The sequence below is a fragment of the Megasphaera massiliensis genome, from assembly GCF_000455225.1.
Taxonomy (GTDB): Bacteria; Bacillota; Negativicutes; order Veillonellales; family Megasphaeraceae; genus Megasphaera; species Megasphaera massiliensis.
This window is the reverse complement of the sequence record NZ_HF954537.1, coordinates 1,335,737-1,359,880: the sequence shown is the minus strand read 5'-3', so window position 1 is coordinate 1,359,880 and position 24,144 is coordinate 1,335,737. Positions and strand designations below refer to the sequence as shown.

The window sequence follows — 24,144 nt, the reverse complement described above, 5'->3', positions numbered from 1 at the left end:
TTCGTCGGGCAGTCTCTTTTAAACCCATAGAGCTGCAGCTGCACGAGGAGGCGAGAGGGTTGTGGATTGGGAACGAATCGAAGAAAAATTACATATTTTAAGCGATGCTGCGAAATATGACGTGTCCTGCTCATCGAGCGGCAGCCACAGAGCAAATAAGGCCGGCGGCATCGGAAATGCGGCGGCCTGCGGCATTTGTCACACCTGGTCGTCAGACGGACGGTGTGTATCCCTCTTAAAGATCCTCATGACTAATCACTGCATCTACAACTGTGCCTACTGTGTCAATGCTGCGAGCCGCGACGCGAAAAGGGCTATTTTGACGCCGGAAGAAATCGCCGATGTGACCATTGCCTTTTACCGGCGCAACTATATTGAAGGGCTGTTCCTCAGCTCCGGTGTCTATCGCTCGCCGGACTATACGACGGAGCTGTTGATTCGGACGGCGCGGATCTTGCGGGAAGAGAAGAAATTTAATGGCTACATCCATATGAAGGGAATTCCCGGTACGAGTGAGGCTTTGATTCGAGAACTAGGCCGTTACGTCGATCGCTTGAGTGTCAATATCGAACTGCCGTCCTCGTCGAGCTTAAAACTCTTGGCACCGCAGAAGACCAAAGAGAATATCCTCGTTCCCATGGGTCATATCCGTGAAGGCATTGATCAGTGGCGTGATGAAAAGAAACGGTACAAGAAGGTACCGTCCTTTGTGCCGGCCGGTCAGACGACACAGCTCATCGTCGGGGCGACGCCGGACAGCGACCGGACAATCCTGCGCCTCAGCCAGGCCTTGTATGACAAGGTCGATATGAAGCGCGTCTATTATTCGGCCTATGTGCCGGCCGTGACGGGTTCCAATCTGCCGGCTATTGCAGAGCCGCCCCTTCTTCGGGAACATCGACTGTATCAGGCCGACTGGCTGATGCGGTTTTACCAGTTTAACGTCGAAGAAATTTTGACCGATGAGGTTCCAAACTTCGATTTGGATCTCGATCCGAAAGCTTGTTGGGCCCTGCGCCATCCGGAAGTTTTCCCCCTTGAAGTCAACCGGGCTTCGTACCATGATTTGCTTCGCGTGCCCGGCATCGGCGTCGTGTCAGCCCGCCGTATCTGCGCTGCCCGCCGTCAGGCCTTCCTGTCTTATGACAGTCTGAAGCGCTTAGGCGTCGTGTTAAAAAGGGCCCGCTATTTTATTACCTGCAAGGGGAAATACTACGGTCTTTCGACGGATCCGGCCTATGTCCGAAGGATGCTCTTATCGGGACAGAAGCAGCCGTCTGCTTACGAGCCCATGAGTTTATTTTAGAGGCAATGCTATGATATATACTTACGATGGAAGTTTTTTCGGGTACCTGTCGGCCGTCTTTGACGGCTGGCATGACGGCGTGGAGCAGATCGAGGATATCTGTTTGGAAGCCGAGGAGGCCTCACTTTTTTCCGAGTCACGCTTTGTTACGACTGACGACGGCAAGGCACGGCGCATCCTGGACGGCCTTTTGCGGCAATGCGGCCCCAAGGCCTGTCATTATTTCTACTATGCCTTTTTGTCGGAACCGAAAAAAGGTGGGATGATCTTACTGGGCTATTTGCGGAAGGCTTTTTATTATAAAGGGACATTTCTCAATCACCGCAGCGAGGCCGATATTTGGACGGTCTGCGAGTGGGCACGGAAGACGGGTAACGAGCGCCATAAACTCTTGGGACTGGCCCGCTTTCAGGAATTGTCCGACGGCATGCTTTACTGCCGGCTGAAGCCGACGTGCTGCGTCATTCCGGTCATGGCACCGCACTTTATCCGCCGCCTTCCGGGCGAACGCTGGGTTCTCCACGATACGGGCCGGGGGTTTGGTGTCTATTACGACCGGGAAAAGCCCGTCATGGTGACGATTCCTGACGTACAGGCGGAACCGGAATTGTCAGATGATGAGCTGGCCATTGAACGGGCTTGGCAGAATTATTACCGCACGATTGCCATTCCTTCGCGGAAAAATGAGGCCCTGCGCCGTAATTTCATGCCTAAAAAATATTGGCCGACCCTCATTGAAATGAAATGAAAAAAAGTGTTTCTTTTTCCCGGCACTTGATATATAATAGTAACATTGTATCACAGACACTTGAAAAGGGCTTAATAATAAGCTTTTTTCAGTGATAAAACCTTGTTCGTCAAAAATTCGTCAAAAAATCCTATTAATATCGTGCGCAGCCTTCTTTCGCATTTCATTTGTATAGTCGATATAGTTGTTGATGATTGTTTTTACGGTATCGCCACATAGTGCCGCTACCGTTTGTACATCAACACCGTGCGCAAGTAGATTTGTTGCGTAAGTGTGTCTGAATGCATGTATAGATCGTCCTGGAATAGATTTATTGATCCATCGGTTTATAGCCATTGTATTGGAGCTTACGACGGAGAAAACTAAGTTATCGGTGCTTTGCTTTTTCCGTTTAATTAAGCTTTCAATTAATACATCCGGTATTGGAATAGTCCGATACGATCCAGGTGTTTTCAGTGGACCTAGTTTATAGGTAATTTTATGATCGTGAGGATACCTTTTTAACTGTTTTTCAATAGTTATTTCTTTTTTGTCAAAGTCTATATTATCCCATGATAAGCCTAAAATCTCGCCATAGCGCATACCGGTATAATAAGCTGTCATTACGATCGTTTTGTAGTATTCATACCCAATTGCAGTTGGGCTTTGTAGTAATGTCCTAAACTCCTCGCTCGAAAGGGTGCGGAGTTTTTTTCGTTGCCGCTTATCAAGTTTAATCCGTTTTACCGGATTTTCACGGATAATGCCATAAGTATTGGCTGCACTAGATAATACAGCCTTTAATATAGTAAGTCTAAGTCGTTGTGTTGCGACTGAATAACCTTCTGTTTTTCTTCTTGTTAAAATGCGTGCGACGTTTTGAGTGGTAATTTCGTCCATTGGAATATCTGCAATTTCCGGAAAAAACTTACACACATCACGATACTCAATAAGCGTTGACGAAGAAACATCGCCAGCTTTTGCCTTTAGAAATACGGGCAAAAATTGTCTAAGTGTTGTTCCCTTCATAGCGTTTGAAGAAGGAACAAATGTTCTTTTAAGGTCGGACAAAAGTTCCTCGCCCATGGCTTTTGCCTGCTGCTTTGTCTTTAGTCCCTGTTTGCTTTTTTGTCTCCATTTGCTACCGTCTTTATAAGACAATATGACTTGCCAGCCCTTGTCTTTTTGGCGGTAAGTGAAGTTGTAGTCTATATTCATAGTTACCTCCTGACAATACGCTGGCCGTGGATGAAGATAAAGGATAATTGGTTTTGTATTAGCCTACATTCGGTGAGATGATTGGTGCCCCTTTAAAATAAACCAAGCAATCATAAGAACGATAGTGATAATAAGAAGTGTAATACCTTTAGCCTTATTGTTTCTTTTTATTTCTCCTATGGAGTATTTGCCAAGACCAATAAGAGCAAAGAATACGGCCCATAATATAAAATTCATAAATAACACCATCCTATCTTTCAATACATCTACATAACAATAAATGAGCTTCTTTATACGTCATTACATCGCGATTCCTGGGGGCTGACTGCAATAGACGTTCATCGACGTCATAACAGTACGATAGCAGATACAGGGCAAATAAATTGGCCTCATATTCACTACGGGCGCAACAATAGTTAACCGTGTCTGCATGAAAAGTGCCTGCCGCACCATGCATAAGCGCATGACCTAATTCGTGCGCAACGACAATAGGGACTTCCCGTTCATCCAATTCGTCGTTAAGTACGATTATTTTCCTTCTAAGCGGCCTTGTAAGATAGCCTCTTATACCGTCCGGCAGTTTAGCGTACACGATCGGTATTTTCAGCGCATCCGCAATTTGAAGGGGGCCAGCCGTTCCCATTTTCCTCACGAGGTTTTTGACTCGCAATTTTATATTTTTCCTAACCATAGGCGACACCTCTATTTATCAGTTGTGTCGCTTTTTTTGCGCTTGTTAGCTTGCTTAGCCGCGTAGAAAGCGACTTCTAGGGACTTCATAACCATTTGACGTTCATCGTCGCTCAAATTGTACGTATCTCCATCAAATACAATTTCGGCTTGTTCAAGGAATTTATTTAAGTCCTTTGGATGACGTTTTGAATTGTCAAAGCGATTATTGGTTCTTCCGACGAGGTAGTCAAGTGAAACGCCATAATAATTGGCAATCGAAATTAATATGTCGGTTTTCGGCACCCTACGATTGTTTTCATAGTTGGCCAGGGTGCTTTGTTCAAGTCCTAAAGCACTACAAACTTCTTGTTGCATCAGGTCTTTTTCTTCTCTAAGCTGTTTCATTCTGTCTCCGATTCTCATGGTGTCACCGTCCTTTTTATTTCACATGGAAATATTTCCCTATGAAATAATTATATTTCAAAAACGATGATATTTCAAATTTCCTTATGAAATAATGATTGACAAAAATTTCATTATGAAATATAATAATAGTGTAGCAAGAAAGGGGGGAACGAAAAAGTGAAACCGAAAAACAAAATAAAATATTTCAGGGAAAAGCGAGAATTAACGCAGGTTGAGTTAGGCCGAATTTTAGGCATAAGTCAGACGGCCGTTTCTCTTTATGAATCTGGAGATAGGAATCCAGATGTAGAAATGGCAAAGGCTATTGCAAAGGCGCTTAACCAGACACTAGATGCTATTTTTGCGCCCTGAATATTTCTTTTCGAAATACATATTTCATATAGAAAAACAAACAGAAGGGAGAAAAGAAGATGAACGATTTAAAAATATTCAGCAGCCCAGAGTTTGGGCAGATAAGAACTGTCAGTATCAACAATGAACCTTGGTTTGTTGGTAATGATGTTGCAACGTCGCTTGGCTATTCAAACACCCGAGACGCCCTTGCAAAACACGTTGACGGAGAAGATAAGAATACCGTAGCGATTCGCGACGGTATTGGCAATCCTAACAAAACAGTCATCAACGAGTCTGGAATATACAGTTTGGTATTCAGCTCTAAACTCCCGACAGCAAAGAAATTCAAACACTGGGTAACCAGTGAGGTTTTACCGGCAATCAGAAAGCACGGCGGATATCTTACGCCGGAAAGGCTGGAAGAAGCGTTGTTGAATCCTGACACACTCATCCGGTTGGCGACAGAGCTAAAAGAAGAACGGGCCGCAAGAGTGGCTGCCGAACAACAAATTAAAGATGATCGGCCGAAGGTATTGTTCGCCGGGGCAGTTAGCGCTAGTCACACTAGCATATTAATTGGTGACCTGGCTAAGCTGTTGAAGCAAAACGGCTACGACACAGGACAACACCGACTATTCCGACAACTTCGCAATGAAGGATTTCTCATGAAAAGCGGCAGTTCACGGAATATGCCGACTCAAAGAGCGATGGAACACGGCCTCTTTGAAGTCAAGGAAACTACAATTAATAATCCTGACGGTACGATTCGGATTACAAAGACGCCGAAGGTTACCGGCAAAGGGCAGTTGTTCTTCATTAATCGATATTTAGGGAGGTGAACACAATGAAAATGCTGTACTCGGCAGAAGAACTTCAAAAACTGTTCGGGTGCAGCCGCTCAACCATTCAGCGGATGGAAGGAGATGGGCGGTTGCATCGCCTGTATGAAATTCCTGGGTGCTTCTACCGTGCAGCGGAAGTACAGGCTCTTTGCCAGTATGAAGAGCCTGCGCACGGCCCGCTAGAGTGGTCAGAGCTTGAAAACGAAAACAAGGCCTTGTCCGAAGAGAACAAAGCCTTGAAAGAAAAACTAGCGCGTATATGTGGCGTCCTTAGCGGCGCATTAAGTGAGGCGACAAGAATATGACCTTAAAAAAATGGGCAATACTTGTTTCTGTATCCGCTTTGGCTGGAGTAGCGTGGGGATACTGTGAAAACCAATTAAAAGAAAAACCAACGGCACCGACTGTACATGTTGTAGAAGAAGGAGAAACAGTTTGGTCCCTGGCCAGGCCGATTGCCGATCGTCGCGGCGAAGATATCCGCGATACGATCTGTCAACTGATGGCCGATAACGATATTGGCATTGATGCCGTTATCTATCCTGGGCAGAAAATCGTAATAAAGTAAAAAGGCTGCCGCCTGCGCCAACAGGAGACAGCCAAACAAAAAACATTGATTAGTTTTATTGTAGAGCAGAAAGAAGGGATAGTCAATGGATTGGAACGAAAGGTTTTGGGCTGACGTTGCTAGAGCCATTGAGCGTCAAAGAATTGGCGAAGAACTTGTTTCTATTGCGAACAGGCTTGGAATAGGAACACTAAAAACAATTGGAGAAAAAATCGTCGAAGGGACAGACACCTACTATATTGACTTTAATAGCCTTGTTGGAGCGTTTGAACACTCTATTTGGGAAGTTGAAGACAAAATAGATATTGAAGATCAGGATGAATTATATAACCTTCTCGAACGTGCTGAAATGGCGAAAGGAGCATAAATGATGAAAAACGTAACTAATAATAGTGAATTTAACGATGAATTAATTCCGGTAGTTCCCAAAATAACAAATAAGCCGGTTGAACTTGGATGGAACATGGAAGACGTCAAGAACTACTTGAAGTCGGTTACAGAAAAATACACCAATATGGTCGTGACAGATGAAAATGTTGAAGATAGTCAACGGGCGTTACGCGAGGTTGTGTCATTACGGACCAGCCTTAAACGATTTGAACGGGAAGGCAAACAGCTATTAAGCATGCCCACTCACTTATTCAAAAACCAATGTGACGAGCTGGGAATGATTATTGAAGACGTCGAAAAGCCGCTCCGAAAACAATTGGATCGATATGAAACGGCTAGAATCGAAGCTATCGACAGGATGGTAAATACAGAGTTTAGCAAAAAGGCTTCGGCGGCAAAGTTAAAAGCAGAATACATTGCTAAGTTTGTTCCGGATAAACGCTGGTACAACAAAACGGCAAAATGGTCGGATACGACCAAAGCTATCGATAGTGAAGTAAGTCGATTGATGGCAGAACAAACCGCCGAAGAAGAAAAAGTAAAAATGATGGAAGAAAAGAAGGTTATGGTAAAGACCTTCATTACTATGACCAATGAAGCCGAAAAGCTTTCTACGCCAATTAATGCAAACAAATATATTGGTATGGTGGAAAATATCAGTTTCAACGAAATTAAAGATTTCATTGAGTCGGATGTGAAAAGACAGAAGGAAATTGAAGTTGCTGCTGCAATGAGAGCGCAAGAGGTCCAGAAACAGCAAGAACAAAATGAAGACAAGATTTTATCGATTGATACGGTGAAACATGAATATGAAATTAACTGGAATAGCGCCGAAGACGAAGAGAACTCGTTGCCGGAAACAAAAGAAACAACTGTATTACCACCAGCTACGAAATCAGCCACCGCCAGAGAAATCCCACAATATACGGTAACCGTAAATTTCTTCGGAGTTCTAGGTGAATACGATCTTGAACAATTACAAGATAAGCTGGAAAGAATTGGTTTTGAATTTGAAGTTACCGAAGTAAAGGAGGTGTAAGGCATGGCTTCTATCTATGAAAAACTTGTTGACGTCCAAGTTAAGCTCCGGGCTCCAAAATCACAGTACAACAGTTTTGGGAAATATTCATACCGGTCCTGTGAAGATATAGTGGAAGGCGTTAAGCCTCTTTTGAAAGAGAGTGGTGTAACCTTATTGATTAGTGATGACGTTGTTTTGATTGGGGAAAGATACTATATAAAAGCGACGGCAACGTTGATTGATAATGAAAACGGTGAACATGTATCCGTATCTGCGCTTGCTCGTGAACCACAGTCCAGAAAGGGGATGGATGATAGTCAGGTTACTGGCTCATCATCGTCTTACGCAAGAAAATATGCCTTAAATGGACTGTTCTGCATAGACGATTCAAAGGACCCTGATACGCTGAATAACAAGTATTCTGAAGAAGGGAAAAAAGAGGAGAAAGAAAAAAAGGATAGCGTCGTTCCTGCTGGTGTTCCTCAAACCGTTAGGGAATACTACCAACTTGTAACTGCCTGGGCGAGAAAAAATGGAGCAGTTCCGTTTATTATCCCACTCGTAAAAGAAAAGTATAAAAAAGAAAGATTTTCTGAGTTAACTCTTCCGGAAGCGAAGGCCTTCTATGAAAGCGTCGATAAAATGGTAGCTGCCATGCAGGAAAAAGACGATGCCGCTTTGATGGACGGTGTTGGTTGATGAAATTCCGCTGCAAAGGTGTGCAGGTAATGAAAGGCATGAGTGGTTATCAGCTACTCATGCCGGCACCCAAAACCGAAGATATCAACAGACTCAAGAATGACGTTGAGTATGAAATTGAAATAAAGCGGCCTGGCCGTAAACGCTCATTAGACGCAAACGCGTTATGTTGGGCTATCTGCCAAGAGATTGCCGAAGCATTGAGTAAGGACGGCCAATACATTTCAAAAGAAGAGGTGTATAGAGAGGCTATTCAAGACTCGCAGCCGTTCCAGGCGATTCCGGTTCGGGACGACGCCGTAGATACCTGGCAGCGCAACTGGGAAGCCGGACATACTGGGCAGATATGTATCGTCGTAGGGCCGTGCAGACGAACGCCAGGTTACACCTTGACTCAATGTTACTACGGCAGCAGCACGTACAATACGGCGGAAATGAGCAGACTTATAGATTGCTTGCTTGACGAATGCAAGCAACTGGGAATAACGACCAAAGCACCGGAATACATTGAAAGTCTAATTGAAGAATGGAGTCCCGCGTGAATAAAAGAAAACGTCAAGACGACGCACTGTTCAGAAAAAACAAAATAATTGCCTATGAACGGGCTGATGGACTATGTGAAGTCTGCGGGGCGCCGGCGGTCGAATGTCATCATATTATTTTTCGATCTCATTGCGGTACAAGTGTGTTAATTAATCTGATCTGCTTATGTCGGGCTTGTCATGAAATGGCACACGGACCAAAGGCAAAGCAGATGAGAGAACTATTTATAAAGATAAGAGGTAGAGACAATGACTAAAAGAAAGGATTTGTCGAAAAGACTTCGGTTTGAAGTTTTTAAGCGCGATAGCTTTAAATGCGTATACTGCGGAAAATCAGCTCCTGACGTTGTGCTACATGTTGACCACATTGTTCCGGTGTCTAAAGGTGGAACAAATGAAATAACAAACCTTGTTACCGCTTGCTCCGACTGTAATTTAGGCAAAAGTAACATAATGTTGGACGACAAAAGCGTAGTAATTAAGCAGAAGAGACAACTAGACGAATTGAACGAACGACGCGAACAACTAGAAATGATTAAGCAGTGGAACGATGAATTAAAAAATCTTGAGACTGAAACCGTAGATTATGCTGCCGACTTCTTCACGTCAATAACCGGATATACTCCAAACGAAAGTGGAAAGCGAACATTGCATCGACTATTAAAGAAATACGGCACACAAACCGTACTCGATGGAGTTAAAGATTCTGTTGAAAAGAATTTCATAGATACGGATGAAAGCGCGGAAATATCATTTAACAAGATTGAGAACAACATTTTATATGAAATTAGAAAGAAGACAGACCCGGAGTTAAATAAGATTCTCTATATTCGTGGAATTTTGAGAAATAGATTCCCAACAGAATTAAAGCCTGGCGACCTTCGCTTTATTGTGCAAACCATGAAAAATGTTGTTTCCGAAGGAATTATGACGGTTGATGAATTGCAAAATAACGCATTGATCGCGGCTGATATATGCGAGTGGTATACGGCGATTGATTGTCGAACCGCCATGTACAAGAAGGAGATGGATAAAGGTAATGAAAGTAAAGAGGATAGTTAGTACTGGATTTTGGACGGACGAAAAAGTAATTTACTGGACGCCAGAAGATAAATATTTCATGTTGTATCTTCTTACAAATCCACATTCTGAACCATGTGGGATATACGAACTTCCACCAAAGATAGCAGCCTTTGAACTGGGATACAGTGAAGATGCTGTCAGAGGCCTTCTTGATCGTTTTGAAAACAACTACAAAGTGATAGCGCGAAGCGGATGTGAAATAGCGATTAAGAATTTTTTAAAATACTCTACCGTAAAAGGGGGTAAGCCTATCTTTGATTGCCTCGTTAAATCAGCAAATGGCGTAAAGGATAAAGTACTGTTAAGCGTGATTAAAGAACACTTGAAGGATAGCGATGAAATTAATCAAACCGTAAAGGACTTTTTAGACACAATTAAAGAAAAAGAAAGTAACAAAGAAAAAGAAAGTAATGAAAGTGAATGTGTATGTGTATGTGAGAACACTGAGTGTACGGTGCAGCGTACATCGAGTGTACGTGAAGTGTACGCTGATGAACCTGCAAAAGAAAAACGGACCAAGCGCTTTGTAAAGCCAACCGTGGAAGAAATTCGTGCGTATTGTGAAGAACGTCAAAACGGTATTGATCCGGAATACTTCTATGACCACTACGAAAGTAATGGGTGGTATGTTGGGAAGACCCACATGAAGAATTGGAAAGCAACGGTCCGTAACTGGGAGCGTAATAACTATAACAATCAGCAGCAGCCCAAACGAATGAGCAGGGCTGAACGGCAACGGTTAGAAGATGCAGAGTTAGAAAGGTTGTGTAAAGCCTATGACAGCGGAAACAGCGAAACAAATCCTAATGATATTGCGGGGAAGTTATCCCGCTGATGGATGGAAGCTGGATGCAGACAATGCCAAGTTGTTTATCGCGTCTATGTTGGCGCAACTTGGTAAGTATCCGGACAGGGTGGTTATGCGGGCCATTGAAAAGGCGATTGAGGCGTCGCCAGAAAAAATACCAAGCGTGCCGTTGATACGCCAGATTGTAAAACAGGAAGTCAACGCGGTGCAGGAATACAAGGCCCTGCCAACGCCGCCGATCAATGAAGAAGGCCGGCAACGAATAAAAGACAAGATAGACAAAATTCAGGAGCGATGGAGCAACTCGAAAAATCGAGAAAAAGAAAAGAAACCGCCGGATATAAGCGACCTTCCTAGAGATCTGATTGAATTCGTACATCGTGTATTTCCAGACATGGACAACGCAACGATCATCAGAAATGCAGATGTATTTAGGGAAGGACAGCGTTCCGCGATGATGATGGGAACGGATAAATGTAAGTTTTCTTATCAGCCTGAAACGGGACTAGTTGATATTGTGGTAATAAGGAAGTGAAATGATTGAATTGGGTTACGAGTGCGCTTGATAAGCAGCAGGAGAAACGGCAACAGATCAGACGGGAAGCAGGAGCAGAAAGCGGAACGGACTGGGCGACAACGTTGTTATTCAATTGCTTGCACGATAAATACGGGTTTGGCCGGAACCGTTTTGCAAAAATGAACGACATGTGGTCGCACTTAGATGAATTTCAAGAAGGATTCATTTATGACTGGCGAGATGAGTTAGAAAAATATGGCTTTAATCGATTTGATAACGAGAAAATCGCGGAAAAGATGCAGCGGATTATTACTGGGCCGACGAAAGACAGAGTCTTAATGGCCCATACACGGGACATGGTAGCCGGAGTCGCAATCGTTATTTTCTGGACGATGTACAGCGTATACGGGTGGAGAAAAAAGAGAATCACGGACTTATTCGGGTATTACAAAGACAAGGTGTATGTCTTAACACACGGAGAAGTACCGATTTGGGAATTTATGAAGTGTTTGAACGTCGAATGTGGGGTTGAATATCCTGCATTAGACGAATATGAAAGGATAAACGGTCCCGTAGACATTTACGGCGGCAATAAAAATTAAAAGGAGCAAACAACATGAACACAATCACGATCGTTGGAAACATTGGCAAGGACCCAGAAAGTCGCGTCACAAGAAAAGGAACGCCTATCGTTTATTTTTCCGTAGCTGACAATAAAAAGAAGCCAGGCGGACAGGGAAATGAATGGGTATCCCAGTGGTGGCGCTGCACGGCATTTAAAGAACAGGCGGAAGCAATTGTTCAGGAGTTACATTCTGGGGATCGTGTCGAAGTAACTGGTCGATTAGATCAACAAGAATACGTTTCTAAGGACGGAAATAATAAGGTTGCCTATAACGTCATCGTTAATCGGATTGCGAAGGTTGTACGGCCGATGAGAAACAATAACGGAGACTTTAACAATATGGGGAGCGAGGTCGTTGAGGAAGATATTCCGTTTTAAGAGGTGACGGTATTTGAAAAGTTGCTATTACTGTCACAAGAAGATTTATGGTTATTGTCATTACGTTGTAACAGCAGACGGCAAATTAGTGCCTGTATGCGCCGATGACAGGGCTTGCAAACCGCGAGCTATACAATGTCATGGAACGCGGCCTAAAATCGCCCACAAGGCTAAAAACAAAGCATTAGAAAGAAATAGGAGACACTATGAAGATTAAAGTAAAAAAAGTATTGGGAACATATCCAAGCGAAGATATTAAGCTGCCACTAATTACCGATGGTAACGCCTGCTTTGATTTTTATGCACCAACGTCGTTTTTGATTTGTGGTGGTGCTAAAGGTCAAAAAATACCCACCGGGTTGGCGTTTGAAATTCCAGCGGGATATCACATGAAGCTGTTTATGAGAAGTAGTTACGGAGCTAAAAGTAAGTTGCGATTATCTAATTGTGTGGGTATCATTGATGCTTCATATAGAGGCGAAGTACAAGGATTGTTTGATAATGTTGGTTATGACCTTGAGGGTATTCAAAAAGGCGATAGGTTCATGCAGGGATTGATTGAAAAGAACGTTGATATTGAGTTTGAAGAAGTCGACGAGCTTACCGAAACAAAGCGAGGAACGGGCGGATTCGGAAGCACTGGGAAATAAAGGAGAATTACTATGGATACAAATCAATCGCTTGATATTATCGATCAGTTAACAATGACGACCGGATTAATGAAGTCCGTTGAACGGAATGTATTTGCAGGCATGGATAGGGACTATGCATATGGAGTTGTCCCAATGGCTGCAACTAGAACGGCCATACATAACAAAATAGTTATTTTGAGAGGCGAGTTACTCCGTTTAGATCAACTCGTTCAAAGCGTAGATATCTATGGAGGTAGTAGCGATGCTGAAGAGTAAACGTTGGTCGTTTAGAGAAAAAACATGCAGACAAAAAGAGCTGGGTGCAAATCTATGGATGTGGTTATATGCCCATGGTGAAGACCTCAAAACGACTCGTATTGTGATGTTATACAGGGCATATAAGCTATTGAAATTGAAGCGTAGGTCGTGAGACATGATGAAGACGTACATTATAAAAGGCCGGCCAATAACCAAGAAAAACTCCATGCAGCGGACAAAACACGGCCTTATACAATCAAAACAGTATAGGGAATACGAAGAAAGCGCATTATGGCAGTTAAAGCCACAACGGCCACGTATCCCAATTGACTGCGCGGTGTGCATGACGGCCCGGTATTATATGCCGGACCGGCGCGGCTGGCCTGACTTATTCGGATTGATCCAGGCGACCGCCGACATACTGGAAAAGGCCGGAATAGTAGAGGATGACGGATTTATTGCTGATGTTGATGGCTCGATGATAGTAGGCATTGACCATGATAATCCGCGAGTAGAAATCACGCTAGGTGAAATCACTGACCTTGATTTTCCGGCGTATTGGCTGCACCCCAAACTCGTAAAAAGAGTGGAAAGTGGGCAGTTTGAGAGATTTAAGGAGGTGCGATAAGTGACACAAGACGAACTAGAAAGATGTGAAGCCGGCATTGAGTTGTGGGACGATATTGAAGACACGAATGCGGTCATTAAAGTGCTGGAAAATGACAAATGCAGTGAGATTAAAATTATTGATTGTCATAACAAAGATTATTCTTCAAATCTTTTGACAGATACAAAAAAGGACCTCAAAGCGATGTTATTAAAAAGACTGGAAGAAGATTTAGAAATGTTAAAGAAAAAATTTGAAGAGTTATGAGGTCGGTGAAAGGAACTGTAAAAGAGAGAATAAACGATGAAAAAGGACAAGATGAAGAACCAGGTCAAAAGCACTATGTGGTCGTTCCTCATGATGGGTGGCCAAAAAGCGAATATTCCGGCACTCAAAGAAGCCGTACTGAAATTATGCAAGGCTACACGGCAGAAAACGGCCGGTCAGCGTAGAAAGAATGGAGACGTTGATTGGGACGAATTGTGGATATACCAAATGACCATTGTCTGTGAGGCAACAGCACTTGTATTGTCTGGGGAACTCGACAAATTAGAAGAAGGTGAAAATAAGGATGATTAGCTCGAATGGAGAATGGACTTATTCCATATACGGCGAAGAATACAGCAATGTATTTTTTAGCAGTAAAGAACAGGCCATTCGCGCGGCCCGCATAGACGCGGTACTACATGGAGTGGAATCGTTTTGGGTTGGCATGGTATATAGACAAGCCCCGTATCGAGATTTTACTGAAGATTTGAGTCGCAAGTTATTACGCGAAGGCGTTGCTGTTTATCCGGAAGCAATGGATAAACTTGCTAAAGCGATGGGGATCGAGTTTTGGAAATGGGTTGATAATAATCCGGAGTATAGAACGTGTTTTTGGTTTGTCGAAAACGCTGAAAAATATGATCTTGAATCTATAGGGAGAGGCGATTGAAATGCTAAAAAAAACAGGTGAATGGGCGTATTCATTTAATGGTGAAATTTATGAATTTGTTTTTCTTGACAGCAAAAAAGAGGCAATTAAGACAGCTACTGAAGAAGCGAAAGAACGGGGGGAGACTATATTTTTTGTCGGTCAAGTTGAACAGTTTGTGCCGGAAATAGACGTCGCAGAAAACATGCTTTATGGTTTACAGGACCAAGCTGATGAGGATTTTGGTGAGTGGAGTGATGGGTATTTAGAATCAGTCAGCAATAAGGAAATGGACGATTTGAACAAAAAAATAGAAGCAGCCTTCTTTGCTTGGCTTGAAAAATATCCCCAACACAAACCAGGATTCTTCATAATTCGGGACGGCGAAGAATATAACGTTAATGAGGAGAATAAAAAGTGAAATTTGGAGGTAGTAAAAATGGGAGATTACTATGTTTTTAAACTAAAAGAAGAGCGAAATCAGTTGAGTGAAAGACTCATGAAGCTAATTCGTCATTTAGATAACAACAAAGACATTATGAATACCGTAGAGTATTATCTAATGGCCAATCAAATAAAAGCGATGCATAAGTATTTACGAGTTTTGGAGGCCAGGATTGAATACACCGGCTCTAATCGCACGACGCAAGATGAAGATATCCCATTATACAAAGAACGAGTCCGCATTGGTCCGTACGTTTCAGACGAAAATGCCTTTTCCATGGGTACTAGAGATTATGAAAGATTTTTCGTATCTTTCGACAATGGGTATGGCGCGAAAATCATTAGATATATAGCCTTATCAGGAGATGTTGAGTACGAACTATCAGTAGTAAAAAGCAATAAAAAGGGAGTATATGGGTCTTGTAATGAGCCAATCAGGGAGTATAACTGCCGATATCAAAGTGAAGAATACATTATCAATACATTGCGGAAGATTGAGGAATACAAAAATGATTAAAATCTTAGAGCTATTCGGGGGGATTGGAAGTCCACGGATAGCATTGAGAAATCTAGGTGTGCCGGTTAAATCAATCGATTACGTCGAGATAGATGAAAAGGCGGTCCGGTCGTATAACGCGATGTTCCGAAACGACCTTGATTATAAGGCCCAGGACGTTCGTGGTTGGGATTTAAAGCCCGATATCCTGATTCACGGTTCACCGTGCCAAGATTTTTCTATCGCAGGAAAACAAAAAGGTGCCGATCCAGGCAGCGAAACACGTTCTTCGCTGATGTGGGAAACGGTCAACATCGTTCAGAACATGGGCGTGTGGCGTCCAAGGATCATAATTTGGGAAAATGTGAAAAACGTGTTATCAAAATACATGGTCCGGAATTACCAACAATATGTATTGGCCTTGGACCGGTTAGGATACACCAGCTCATACGAGATTTTAAATGCTATTGATTTTGGCCTTCCACAACGCCGTGAACGAGTTTTTACGGTATCCATGCTAGGAAGTATGCCGTTCGACTTTTTAAGGCTTAAAAAACGGAATATGCGGCCAATCAAAGAATTTCTGGAAGCCGGTCCAGTAGACGACTATTACAGAGTAAAAGCCCCGTCTATGCTTCGGGCAATCGGAAACAAGAAAGGTGTAAGACGGTTGCCAATTATTAAGGACTACTGTTACACGATAACGGAACGTCCGGACCGCGCACCTGGAAGCGGATGCTTACCAATCGGTAACGGGAAATACCGGTACTTGACAGAACGCGAGTGCTGGCGGCTGCAAGGATACAGTGACGATGATTTCGCAGCGGCCGCGGCGGTTAATTCTAGGCGGACACTGTACCGCCAAGCGGGAAACAGCATTCCCGTCACTATATTTGAAAGTATGTTTCGTGAGTTGTTATAAGGAGGAACTATATCATGTTTGAACGAGTATCCAGTTTATTAGTTGTTGTTATGTTGTTCGGTGGTGTAGGCGCTGGCATTGCTTATGGCTACCCTAACTATTTGGTATGGCAGCAGGGAAAACAGGGCGAAGCGGCACTTGCTAAAGCTACGCAAGATCGTCAGATTAAGGTCCAGGAAGCGGAGGCTGAATTAGAAGCCGCCAAAAAGCAAGCAGAGGCCAATAGAATTTTAGGCGAGTCTGTCCGTGACTATCCGGAAGCGATGGAACAAAAGTGGGTAGAGGCCATAAAGGAAACTAAGAATCAGGTCATCTATCTGCCGACGGAAGCGTCGGTTCCGGTTACGGAAGCGGGACGAATGGCAGTAAAAGCGCAGCACCAGGAACAGAAATAGGAGAAATAAAAATGGAACAAACAAAGATTAGAGTAACCATAGAGTCGGATGTATATAGAATTGTAGCCTATAAGGGTCTACACGAAATTGGAACGGTCTCCATTTTGCGAGGAGAATTTGGGTTTTTAGTCTACTACAAAGATGGCAATGGTCATGGTATACAACGAGGCCTTAGATTTGATGAGGATGGTAGTAAAATCCTTGCGACACAAATGGAAAGATATGGCATAGATACTAGGAAAATATGTGAATCCCTTGCTGTGTTGGAAGCAGGCGCAAAGTATTTAATGATGGACTTGAAACAAGTTGAGTGATTTTTCCTTCCGACGGAAGTATCTATCCCTGTTACAGAAGGAGGTCAGAAAGTTTGAAATGGAAATCAAAGTAACCATAAATCAAGATCGTTATACAATGAGCGTATTTAGGCATGGCGAAGAGATTGGAAAAACAGTAATTAAGAAAATAGGAGATAAAACCATAGAACAGTACGAAAACGGTAATCATATTATGTACCGTGAGATTGACTATGATCGTGTCGATGGAATGTCCCTTGCTATGCAACTAGAAATGGCTGGCGTAGACATGACAAGCTTAAGAGAACCGCTTGATCGCCTGGCGTTGTCAGTGGTTAAAGTAAGCCACGAATTGGAACAGATTGATTCAATGTTACGAGGAGAAAAAAATGAAACCATACGACCTGTGTAAAAAAGAAAAAGAGTTAGCCGATATTAAAAAACAAATTGAGAAGGTAGCGACAAAGATAACTGATATGAAGAAAGGCATGGAACATAGTCGGGAATTTTATGAGCTTGGTTTCCAGTTAGGGGAACTAATGAAGGAAAAAACAAGGCTGGACTTTGAGGTGAAAAAATATCGCCAGGAAAGAGGAATGATTAATCCTGATATGTTGATGGATGGTACTAGACTGTTATATATGCTTAGACATGGTTTTTGCGAGGAACAGGCAGGTTGCGCCGGTTGTCCGGCAAACGTCGAACTGGATGACTGCGCAGGCGATTGTATTTTCGAAATGGCGAGCTATGTCTTAGAAGATAGGTTAAGATCTCTTAAATGATAGAAGGCGAAAGTATCACATAAGGAGGCAAAAAATGGAAAAAAACAATGTAAACAAAAACGCCACGAACGAGCTTTATATCGTGGAAGCATTGGTATACGAGTTAAAAGCTGGATCCCCCTTCAAAATCGGGTGCGGGGATATCTTATACATTGGCAACGACCAGCACGGGAAGACGGTGAGAAAGGGGCTTATTAATGTACTCGAGGAGTATCAGTACGATTTGGAAGACCGAGAATTCTACGAGGTAAGACAGGCGGTAAACACTATCATCGATTATTGTGAGAACTATTGTACCCAACAAAGAGAATGCGACGGTTACGTAGAATGCGACCATTGCGCCATATATGATTTTTGTAACAAGGCAACGAACGGAGATAATTTGAGTGAACTCCCCAAATATAAAGTCGATAAGGAGGAATAACCATGATAATTGAAACAGACACGCAGATAATTCGACCGGAATATATAGAGAGTATTGAATTGTTAGAAAGCACTGGGGGAGAACATAAGTTAAGATTTTACATGGTATCTGGGAATATACTGAAACTTACAGGAACCGAAGAAAAAATAAAGGAAATATACAATAAGTTGGTAAACATTTGGAGTGAAGATAATGGATTGGGGGAATAGCAGTGACGGTGGGGGATATGTTGGAGATAACAACAATAACTACATTTCTGATGATAATTTTCCTTATTGTCTTTGGAATTGTGCAACATTATGCCTTTAATATACTCGATCGGCTAGAGCTGTATTTAGAAAATAAACATAAAAAAGAACGGGAAGACATGTCGCCAGAAGGAATCTATAAGCAGGTCAGGTCGTTATCAACGGCTATTGGCAAGATACCGGCTAATGACGATGATGTCGTAATACTATTGGCGGATTTTAGACGGTTGGGGTGCATTGGTGGCATAAACGGTAAAACAGGATCGGCACTTGTACAGCTAATTAAGTTGGTCAATAAGATTGTTGATAGGTGTGAAACGGAAGATAAAGAAAAGGCAAAGAAGTTAGTAATAGAAGCAGTCAAGAGAATGTAGAACAAAAGGAGTGATAACCATGGATAAATTCGACAAAGAGGAGTTAATCAAGTGTGCCAATACGCTCATAAGGTTTTGCGATAAATATGGTCCCATGGATGGTAATGGCAATAAGGTTAGGGTTTGCAACGACTGTATAATGTATCGGTTTTGCGACCAAATAGACCATAGCGAAGGGCTTGATGATATTTACGAGTTGGATGAAAACGGAAAATCGACTCATCGATATTAATAAAAAGGAGTAGATAACCATGGAAAAAGAATTAAAGCAGTATCGTATCGTAGCGAATGTAATTATTGACATATACGCGGAGTCGGAGGACGATGCATGGGAAAAAGCATCAGAAGAATTCGGCGGCCTGACCGGCTTATATGAATATGACATTGAAGACGTCTGGGATGATTAAGGAAAAGGAGCAATAACCATGGATAAAGAAATCAAATCCTATAGAGTTGTGATCGTTACGTCAATAGATATTGATGCTGAATCGGACAACGAGGCCAAACAGATTGTGATTGAGCAAATTAAAGAAAAGTTGCCAGCAGCAAACAGCAATGTATACAGTGTCGATGAATTAGAAGAATAAAAGGAGAGATAACCATGAATCCTAAAAACATAAAATATCGAGCCTGGCACAAAGAAAAAGAAGTAATGATCCAGGTATCGGAGCTGGACTTACGCAAAAAACGCATTAAAGGCCGCGCCGGTGATGAAGTGATTTCAGCCCGGTTTGATGAAGTCGATATTATGCGGGCAACTGTATTAGAAGATAGTGACGGGCAACTGATTTATGAGGGCGATATAGTAAAAGTTGTTGAAGAAGATGTCCCAACTTATTTTTTTAAAATTAAATTTGATGAGCAAGACGATCGTTTTTATTTCTATGACATACGGCCGAAGGGATTGCGTTATTGTTTAAATGATCTCTTCGGGTGTGATTCTATGACGGTAATAGGGACCCAATACGATGAAGAAAAGCTTAATGATAACAACTATGAATTATTGCATTATAGTTTTATGGACCAAGACGGCACCGTTATTTTAATAGATTAGGGAAGTGAATACATGGATATCAGCGCAAGACATATCGATAAATTAATTGAAAAGGCGTACAGGCACGGGAAGCAGTACGTGGCCATTGACCTTACGGGAGATGATAACGTAGATCGTGCATTGGCTCATACGCTCGATGAGTTAGGGTATAAAGTGGCAATGAACGACGACAATATCTTGATTAGATGGGGCTATTAAGGGGGGATAATCATGAAAGAATCAGAGACAAGATACCAACTTATATTGACAGAAGAGCAGCTGCAACTTATTGAAAAAGCACTTGAACAATGGGGTAGGTTACATATTGGGCAGTGCGATAGCTTAATTGATGACTTGTCACTTGAAGGGAAGTCGCTGACGGAGAAAATAGCCGACGATGAAACGGACGAGGACTACCAATATCGTAAAGACGTTGCTTATACATACATGAATGATGCGCTGTCAGTGGCGATGCCAAAAACCAAGTATCAGCATGACGCCGACAGTAAGCTGGCCTTCGACGTCTTGAGACATATCAAGTACCGGTTATATATTGACGACGGTGGCGAGCCAAACAGTTGGAATGTTTGGTCGTATAAGCCTGACATGCTTTTTACCGGCGGGACTGCACCAAAAGTAGAACAATACGATTTAAAAAATAACGTACTTACGGCTATTGATGAAATGAGTGACTATATGTGTGAAAAGACGGAAAAGACCAGTAAGCAGATGTGGCCAAACTGCAAATCATGCCCGGCACACTTAACCTGTAATGGCTCGAAAGAGTGTGTTATGGAGTTGGCAAAACAAGCGGTATGCACATTTTGGAAGGAGTGAAAAATATGGGATTAGCACTGGACTTTCTTAACTTCGACGCAATGCGACGAAATAACTCCCGTGTATATCTTGTACATGAAATAGTAGACGGGTGTGTCGGTAACGCGCACGAAGTAATAGCAAAAAACAAACAAGATGCCATTGATTCTATTGATAGGAGATGCAAACAGAAGCCAGATGAATGGTACGCCGAAGATATTACAGAAATGGCCATGGACTACAAAAACAATGTATTAACGTCATTAGACGGGTTAGTATCAGAGTTAAAAAAGTTAAAATTAGCGGCCTGCAATCGGCATGGACGAGACTGTTTTTCTTGCATGTTTGCCAGCTATAAAGATGACTATTATGATGAGAGTTCCGGTTGTAGAATTTTGGACTTGCTATATAGAATTGAGTAAATTGTATGGAGCGTGATTGTAGTTGGAAAATTATTATAAGCCAGGTGATGTGACAATTAGTCACATGACGCCGGAAGAGTTAGCAGCTGATCGGATTAAAATGAAACGGGAAGCTAAGAAATATCCCTGGCGGAGAAAGAAGGACGCAGCGAGAGACATTGAGCAGCATATTTTTGGCTCTATCAGGGGGCGGAAATGGGGGAAGAGGAATGGCAAATAGAGAGCGACCGACGAAGGACCAATATTACTTAGACATTGCTAAGGCCGTAGCGCAGCGGTCAACGTGCTTGAGACGTACATACGGGGCCGTTATCGTTAATGACGATGAGATCGTTAGCACCGGTTATAACGGCAGTCCTAGAGGGGAGCGTAATTGCTGCGATACCGGAAAATGTTACCGCCGCCTGCATCAAGTGCCGCACGGTCAAATGATTGAACGTTGTGTGGCCGTACATGCAGAGGAAAATGCAATTATATCAGCCAGTAGACGAGCAATGACGGGTGCGACCTTATACTTATGGGGCTACGATGTAGAAACAGAAGAAGAATTGCCCAGTCCGGAGCCGTGCAAACAGTGTCAGCGCAGAATCAAGAACGCCGGCATTACACGAGTAGTCACGATAGCTGGTGATTATCATGCATAATCTGCAACGTCAATCATCCGACGCAATGACGCGATGTGTTGACGATAAATTTTATCGGGAAAGGGAAATCAGGTACGCGGTAACACGCCGGAAGGCCTGCGACTTGTCGGGCCAGGAAATAAAAAAGATAGTCTTGATGGACGGAACCATTATAGACTATCCGGAACGGTGGCTGAAGGTGATTGACGCAACGTATGAAGAATTAGAAGGCCTGGCAGTAGCCGTGAAAGAGAAATACCGCCGTCGTGATTACAAGGATATCATCACAAGGCATGGATTGACTAAGGACTGTTACTATACAACGGTCAACGAGGCGCGTGTATTCGCAAAATGCGCAGCGTGCCAGTTAGGACTTATAAGGGTTATAGAATAGGAGGAAATCATGGAATATTGGATTGGTATATTGATTGAGATATTAAACAGTTGGCTAGTAAAAGTTATTGTTGGGTATTTAGTACTTAGATTTTTATGTAAGGTATTTTTATACACCAAATACAAAAAAGGCGTAAAAACCGGAAAAGAAAGCGACATTGTTACAATGTATAGCAACTGGCTTATGAATAACACGGTAACCAAAGCCGACGATATGTATGAAATGATATGTTTGCCATACTTAGACATCAGGAACGATCACATAATGGTGCTTGTTTCCAAAATATCTAATGGCAAATATAGTGTGTCGGACGGAATATATGTGTTTAACGAGGCGCGGTTATATGGATTTCAAGGTATCCCTGATGAAATAAAACCTATGATTAATAGCGCTGATATAAGAGTTGAGTTTGACTTGTTGGAAACCTTTTGTACCAAAGAAGAGCTGCCACAGGCCATTAATAATATGGCAATGGCAATGGTAGTAGCTAGTTATCTGCTGCCGGAAATGGCTACCAAAAAATAAAATATCGATAAACTAAAAGCGCCCACTCAAAAGAGCGGGCGCTTATTTGGCGACTTACTGTTTACTGTCACCACATTACGCTTATTCGCGGAATAAGTATGCCCATAAAATGAGATAATTAATATAAGAAATGGGCGGCGAGTGGCGCGGAAATGGTTATAAGTACGCGCTCCGCCGCAACCAATGGCAAATTATCTGGGATTAATAATGATACAAGGGAGGGGCTGACTATGGAAAACGAAAATAAGACGGAATGTTTTATGGAGGCAATGGACATGTCCAATGAAAGCAAGAAGACACTGATCCACAAAATACGCAATGAAATTAAGTCAAGCGCATTGAGTGGGCAGTCTGCTGTGCTGATTAAGCTTCCGGGGACATATGATTTCATCGTGGTTGATGAAATTATGTTGGACCTCAAAAAACTGGGATATCATGTGGAGCGCAGGCATAGCACAGATGAGGTATATATCGACTGGATGTTGGGACACATTCCAGGAATGACATTTACGGCTGGGTAAGGGGGAGCTAGTGTATGGCAAAAATGAAAGAATGGGTTAAGAAAGCACATTGGCTATCTACCGCGGGACTTATGAGTATTGAGTATTGCCGATCATTTAAGGGCTACAGTAAGGAACGGATTGCGAAGGAAATTGGTGTAGACTATAACACCTTGATGCGATGGGCAAAAGAAGATAAACGACTTGCCAAGGCGTTAGACGGCAAAATGAGTCCCATAGCGGAGATGTTGTTAGGACCTGTATTAGGAATTAAATGAGAGCGGGTGATTGGATGGGGTGAAGCGTAAAAAACAGCGTCCTAGTGCTGAAAAGCTGTATTGGTTATCGCCTGCCGGACTAGCACGAATACGGTATCACAGGGCAATTGAAGGCTACAGCGAGGAAAGAATAGCCAAGGAAATCATGGGAATTGCCTACAGCACGTTACAGGAGTGGAAAAAGACTGATTCGGGACTTTCGGCGGCGTTAAAAAGTAACAAGTCTGCGGAGATTGCACGAGCCTTTGAGCAGCTTGACAGGAGTTCTGAGGGTGGCGTAATAGCTGGCAAGGTAACGACTAAGTACCAATACAAGTACGATGAGGACGGAAACGAGGTGGCTACAGGCAAAGAAGTGACTGTCACGGAAGAAAAAGCAGCACCAAACACGACGGCCATTATATTTAAGCTTAAGAATCTTGATCCGCAGCATTTCAAGGATCGCGTGGAAAACGCAGTAACGGGTGCAGATGGTGGACCGGTACAGATTGAGGCACTTACAGGTGACGCACTGACAGCCAGGATTAAAGAATTACAGGACAAATTACAGCAGGACAAGTGATAAATTGTTCTGCTTTTTGTTTAATTATTCAATATTGATTGGATT

Annotated in this window: 48 protein-coding genes; 44 read left to right on the top strand and 4 right to left on the bottom strand. The window is 42.8% G+C overall.

Features of this window, described 5'->3' with window-relative positions:
* Positions 1–61: 61 nt before the first annotated feature.
* Positions 62–1,306 carry a putative DNA modification/repair radical SAM protein gene (locus tag TX77_RS09855; RefSeq protein ID WP_154651896.1) on the top strand — a complete coding sequence of 415 codons (1,245 nt, stop codon included), beginning with the start codon at positions 62–64 and terminating at the stop codon, positions 1,304–1,306.
* Between the two features lie 10 nt (positions 1,307–1,316).
* Positions 1,317–2,054, top strand: a complete 738-nt coding sequence (locus tag TX77_RS09850; protein ID WP_044504723.1) for a TIGR03915 family putative DNA repair protein — start codon at positions 1,317–1,319, stop codon at positions 2,052–2,054.
* Positions 2,055–2,174: 120 nt separating this feature from the next.
* Here the strand turns inward: TX77_RS09850 and TX77_RS09845 are convergent, their stop codons facing one another.
* The 4 genes from TX77_RS09845 to TX77_RS09835 all read right to left on the bottom strand — a co-directional run bounded on the left by TX77_RS09845 (position 2,175) and on the right by TX77_RS09835 (position 4,346).
* Entirely contained in the window at positions 2,175–3,251 is a 1,077-nt protein-coding gene (locus TX77_RS09845; RefSeq protein ID WP_044504721.1) for a tyrosine-type recombinase/integrase, read from the bottom strand.
* 63 nt (positions 3,252–3,314) lie between these two features.
* Entirely contained in the window at positions 3,315–3,488 is a 174-nt protein-coding gene (locus TX77_RS13645; protein WP_154651895.1) for a hypothetical protein, read from the bottom strand.
* A gap of 13 nt (positions 3,489–3,501) precedes the next feature.
* Positions 3,502–3,894 (bottom strand): ImmA/IrrE family metallo-endopeptidase, encoded by a 393-nt coding sequence (locus TX77_RS14360; RefSeq protein ID WP_420891009.1) that lies wholly within the window; start codon positions 3,892–3,894, stop codon positions 3,502–3,504.
* A 59-nt stretch (positions 3,895–3,953) separates the two neighbouring features.
* Positions 3,954–4,346, bottom strand: a complete 393-nt coding sequence (locus TX77_RS09835) for a helix-turn-helix domain-containing protein (protein ID WP_044504717.1) — start codon at positions 4,344–4,346, stop codon at positions 3,954–3,956.
* Between the two features lie 159 nt (positions 4,347–4,505).
* Between TX77_RS09835 and TX77_RS09830 the strand changes: the two genes are divergently transcribed.
* The 42 genes from TX77_RS09830 (at position 4,506) to TX77_RS09625 (ending at position 24,099) form a co-directional block, all read left to right on the top strand.
* Positions 4,506–4,700, top strand: coding sequence for a helix-turn-helix transcriptional regulator (locus TX77_RS09830; protein ID WP_044504715.1), 195 nt, complete (start codon positions 4,506–4,508; stop codon positions 4,698–4,700).
* A gap of 59 nt (positions 4,701–4,759) precedes the next feature.
* Positions 4,760–5,521 carry a phage antirepressor KilAC domain-containing protein gene (locus TX77_RS09825; RefSeq protein ID WP_044504713.1) on the top strand — a complete coding sequence of 254 codons (762 nt, stop codon included), beginning with the start codon at positions 4,760–4,762 and terminating at the stop codon, positions 5,519–5,521.
* A 5-nt stretch (positions 5,522–5,526) separates the two neighbouring features.
* Positions 5,527–5,829 carry a hypothetical protein gene (locus tag TX77_RS09820; protein ID WP_044504711.1) on the top strand — a complete coding sequence of 101 codons (303 nt, stop codon included), beginning with the start codon at positions 5,527–5,529 and terminating at the stop codon, positions 5,827–5,829.
* On the top strand, positions 5,826–6,092 hold the full coding sequence (locus TX77_RS09815) for a LysM peptidoglycan-binding domain-containing protein (RefSeq protein WP_044504709.1): 267 nt from the start codon (positions 5,826–5,828) through the stop codon (positions 6,090–6,092). The genes TX77_RS09820 and TX77_RS09815 overlap by 4 nt, the downstream gene beginning before the upstream one ends.
* 85 nt (positions 6,093–6,177) lie before the next feature.
* Entirely contained in the window at positions 6,178–6,459 is a 282-nt protein-coding gene (locus tag TX77_RS09810) for a hypothetical protein (RefSeq protein WP_044504706.1), read from the top strand.
* On the top strand, positions 6,460–7,521 hold the full coding sequence (locus TX77_RS09805; protein WP_044504704.1) for a DUF1351 domain-containing protein: 1,062 nt from the start codon (positions 6,460–6,462) through the stop codon (positions 7,519–7,521). It abuts the gene before it with no gap.
* A gap of 3 nt (positions 7,522–7,524) precedes the next feature.
* Positions 7,525–8,202: an ERF family protein gene (locus TX77_RS09800; RefSeq protein WP_044504703.1), complete on the top strand. Its 678-nt coding sequence runs from the start codon at positions 7,525–7,527 to the stop codon at positions 8,200–8,202.
* Positions 8,203–8,231: 29 nt separating this feature from the next.
* A complete protein-coding gene (locus TX77_RS09795) occupies positions 8,232–8,744 on the top strand; it encodes a NinB/YbcN family protein (protein ID WP_044504701.1) in 513 nt (170 codons plus the stop codon).
* On the top strand, positions 8,729–9,001 hold the full coding sequence (locus TX77_RS14355; RefSeq protein ID WP_081651724.1) for an HNH endonuclease signature motif containing protein: 273 nt from the start codon (positions 8,729–8,731) through the stop codon (positions 8,999–9,001). Before TX77_RS09795 ends, TX77_RS14355 begins: the two co-directional genes overlap by 16 nt.
* Positions 8,994–9,806 (top strand): HNH endonuclease, encoded by an 813-nt coding sequence (locus TX77_RS09785; protein WP_049917340.1) that lies wholly within the window; start codon positions 8,994–8,996, stop codon positions 9,804–9,806. The genes TX77_RS14355 and TX77_RS09785 overlap by 8 nt, the downstream gene beginning before the upstream one ends.
* On the top strand, positions 9,784–10,662 hold the full coding sequence (locus tag TX77_RS13010; RefSeq protein ID WP_049917339.1) for a hypothetical protein: 879 nt from the start codon (positions 9,784–9,786) through the stop codon (positions 10,660–10,662). The genes TX77_RS09785 and TX77_RS13010 overlap by 23 nt, the downstream gene beginning before the upstream one ends.
* A complete protein-coding gene (locus tag TX77_RS09775) occupies positions 10,604–11,170 on the top strand; it encodes a hypothetical protein (RefSeq protein WP_044504699.1) in 567 nt (188 codons plus the stop codon). Before TX77_RS13010 ends, TX77_RS09775 begins: the two co-directional genes overlap by 59 nt.
* Positions 11,171–11,175: 5 nt before the next feature.
* Positions 11,176–11,754, top strand: a complete 579-nt coding sequence (locus TX77_RS09770; protein WP_044504697.1) for a hypothetical protein — start codon at positions 11,176–11,178, stop codon at positions 11,752–11,754.
* A gap of 14 nt (positions 11,755–11,768) precedes the next feature.
* Positions 11,769–12,155 (top strand): single-stranded DNA-binding protein, encoded by a 387-nt coding sequence (locus TX77_RS09765; RefSeq protein ID WP_044504695.1) that lies wholly within the window; start codon positions 11,769–11,771, stop codon positions 12,153–12,155.
* A gap of 206 nt (positions 12,156–12,361) precedes the next feature.
* Positions 12,362–12,805, top strand: coding sequence for a dUTP diphosphatase (locus TX77_RS09760; RefSeq protein ID WP_044504694.1), 444 nt, complete (start codon positions 12,362–12,364; stop codon positions 12,803–12,805).
* 12 nt (positions 12,806–12,817) lie between these two features.
* Positions 12,818–13,063, top strand: coding sequence for a hypothetical protein (locus TX77_RS09755; RefSeq protein WP_044504692.1), 246 nt, complete (start codon positions 12,818–12,820; stop codon positions 13,061–13,063).
* A gap of 157 nt (positions 13,064–13,220) precedes the next feature.
* A complete protein-coding gene (locus tag TX77_RS09750; RefSeq protein ID WP_044504689.1) occupies positions 13,221–13,673 on the top strand; it encodes a RusA family crossover junction endodeoxyribonuclease in 453 nt (150 codons plus the stop codon).
* Entirely contained in the window at positions 13,674–13,919 is a 246-nt protein-coding gene (locus TX77_RS09745) for a hypothetical protein (RefSeq protein WP_044504684.1), read from the top strand.
* A gap of 36 nt (positions 13,920–13,955) precedes the next feature.
* Complete coding sequence (locus TX77_RS09740) at positions 13,956–14,231, top strand: hypothetical protein (protein ID WP_044504683.1); 276 nt, start codon at positions 13,956–13,958, stop codon at positions 14,229–14,231.
* On the top strand, positions 14,224–14,589 hold the full coding sequence (locus tag TX77_RS09735; protein ID WP_044504681.1) for a hypothetical protein: 366 nt from the start codon (positions 14,224–14,226) through the stop codon (positions 14,587–14,589). The genes TX77_RS09740 and TX77_RS09735 overlap by 8 nt, the downstream gene beginning before the upstream one ends.
* Position 14,590: 1 nt before the next feature.
* Complete coding sequence (locus TX77_RS09730; RefSeq protein ID WP_044504679.1) at positions 14,591–14,989, top strand: hypothetical protein; 399 nt, start codon at positions 14,591–14,593, stop codon at positions 14,987–14,989.
* Between the two features lie 18 nt (positions 14,990–15,007).
* Positions 15,008–15,529: a crAss001_48 related protein gene (locus tag TX77_RS09725; protein WP_044504678.1), complete on the top strand. Its 522-nt coding sequence runs from the start codon at positions 15,008–15,010 to the stop codon at positions 15,527–15,529.
* Positions 15,522–16,430: a DNA cytosine methyltransferase gene (locus TX77_RS09720; RefSeq protein WP_044504676.1), complete on the top strand. Its 909-nt coding sequence runs from the start codon at positions 15,522–15,524 to the stop codon at positions 16,428–16,430. The genes TX77_RS09725 and TX77_RS09720 overlap by 8 nt, the downstream gene beginning before the upstream one ends.
* Before the next feature lie 14 nt (positions 16,431–16,444).
* The gene (locus TX77_RS09715; RefSeq protein ID WP_044504675.1) at positions 16,445–16,825 is read left to right on the top strand and encodes a hypothetical protein; all 381 of its coding nucleotides are present in this window, start codon (positions 16,445–16,447) and stop codon (positions 16,823–16,825) included.
* Between the two features lie 11 nt (positions 16,826–16,836).
* Complete coding sequence (locus TX77_RS09710) at positions 16,837–17,139, top strand: hypothetical protein (protein WP_044504674.1); 303 nt, start codon at positions 16,837–16,839, stop codon at positions 17,137–17,139.
* A gap of 58 nt (positions 17,140–17,197) precedes the next feature.
* Positions 17,198–17,530, top strand: coding sequence for a hypothetical protein (locus TX77_RS09705; protein WP_044504673.1), 333 nt, complete (start codon positions 17,198–17,200; stop codon positions 17,528–17,530).
* On the top strand, positions 17,508–17,900 hold the full coding sequence (locus TX77_RS09700; protein WP_044504672.1) for a hypothetical protein: 393 nt from the start codon (positions 17,508–17,510) through the stop codon (positions 17,898–17,900). The genes TX77_RS09705 and TX77_RS09700 overlap by 23 nt, the downstream gene beginning before the upstream one ends.
* Before the next feature lie 34 nt (positions 17,901–17,934).
* Positions 17,935–18,324 (top strand): hypothetical protein, encoded by a 390-nt coding sequence (locus TX77_RS09695; RefSeq protein ID WP_044504671.1) that lies wholly within the window; start codon positions 17,935–17,937, stop codon positions 18,322–18,324.
* Between the two features lie 2 nt (positions 18,325–18,326).
* Positions 18,327–18,533, top strand: coding sequence for a hypothetical protein (locus tag TX77_RS09690; protein ID WP_044504670.1), 207 nt, complete (start codon positions 18,327–18,329; stop codon positions 18,531–18,533).
* A gap of 17 nt (positions 18,534–18,550) precedes the next feature.
* Complete coding sequence (locus TX77_RS09685) at positions 18,551–18,946, top strand: hypothetical protein (RefSeq protein WP_154651894.1); 396 nt, start codon at positions 18,551–18,553, stop codon at positions 18,944–18,946.
* Positions 18,947–18,965: 19 nt separating this feature from the next.
* Positions 18,966–19,178 (top strand): hypothetical protein, encoded by a 213-nt coding sequence (locus TX77_RS09680; RefSeq protein ID WP_044504667.1) that lies wholly within the window; start codon positions 18,966–18,968, stop codon positions 19,176–19,178.
* A gap of 19 nt (positions 19,179–19,197) precedes the next feature.
* Entirely contained in the window at positions 19,198–19,353 is a 156-nt protein-coding gene (locus tag TX77_RS13640; protein ID WP_154651893.1) for a hypothetical protein, read from the top strand.
* Positions 19,354–19,371: 18 nt separating this feature from the next.
* On the top strand, positions 19,372–19,533 hold the full coding sequence (locus TX77_RS13635) for a hypothetical protein (RefSeq protein ID WP_154651892.1): 162 nt from the start codon (positions 19,372–19,374) through the stop codon (positions 19,531–19,533).
* 14 nt (positions 19,534–19,547) lie between these two features.
* Positions 19,548–20,000, top strand: coding sequence for a YopX family protein (locus TX77_RS09675; protein WP_044504665.1), 453 nt, complete (start codon positions 19,548–19,550; stop codon positions 19,998–20,000).
* A 12-nt stretch (positions 20,001–20,012) separates the two neighbouring features.
* Positions 20,013–20,198 carry an STAS domain-containing protein gene (locus TX77_RS09670; protein WP_044504664.1) on the top strand — a complete coding sequence of 62 codons (186 nt, stop codon included), beginning with the start codon at positions 20,013–20,015 and terminating at the stop codon, positions 20,196–20,198.
* A 12-nt stretch (positions 20,199–20,210) separates the two neighbouring features.
* The gene (locus tag TX77_RS09665; protein WP_044504663.1) at positions 20,211–20,816 is read left to right on the top strand and encodes a hypothetical protein; all 606 of its coding nucleotides are present in this window, start codon (positions 20,211–20,213) and stop codon (positions 20,814–20,816) included.
* A gap of 5 nt (positions 20,817–20,821) precedes the next feature.
* Positions 20,822–21,217 carry a hypothetical protein gene (locus tag TX77_RS09660; protein ID WP_044504662.1) on the top strand — a complete coding sequence of 132 codons (396 nt, stop codon included), beginning with the start codon at positions 20,822–20,824 and terminating at the stop codon, positions 21,215–21,217.
* Between the two features lie 209 nt (positions 21,218–21,426).
* Entirely contained in the window at positions 21,427–21,861 is a 435-nt protein-coding gene (locus TX77_RS14350; protein ID WP_044504660.1) for a deoxycytidylate deaminase, read from the top strand.
* A gap of 382 nt (positions 21,862–22,243) precedes the next feature.
* Positions 22,244–22,759 (top strand): hypothetical protein, encoded by a 516-nt coding sequence (locus tag TX77_RS09640; protein ID WP_044504657.1) that lies wholly within the window; start codon positions 22,244–22,246, stop codon positions 22,757–22,759.
* A gap of 230 nt (positions 22,760–22,989) precedes the next feature.
* Positions 22,990–23,280 (top strand): hypothetical protein, encoded by a 291-nt coding sequence (locus TX77_RS09635; RefSeq protein ID WP_044504656.1) that lies wholly within the window; start codon positions 22,990–22,992, stop codon positions 23,278–23,280.
* 14 nt (positions 23,281–23,294) lie between these two features.
* Positions 23,295–23,537, top strand: coding sequence for a terminase gpP N-terminus-related DNA-binding protein (locus TX77_RS09630; protein ID WP_044504655.1), 243 nt, complete (start codon positions 23,295–23,297; stop codon positions 23,535–23,537).
* Between the two features lie 10 nt (positions 23,538–23,547).
* Entirely contained in the window at positions 23,548–24,099 is a 552-nt protein-coding gene (locus tag TX77_RS09625; protein WP_044504654.1) for a hypothetical protein, read from the top strand.
* Positions 24,100–24,144: the final 45 nt, after the last annotated feature.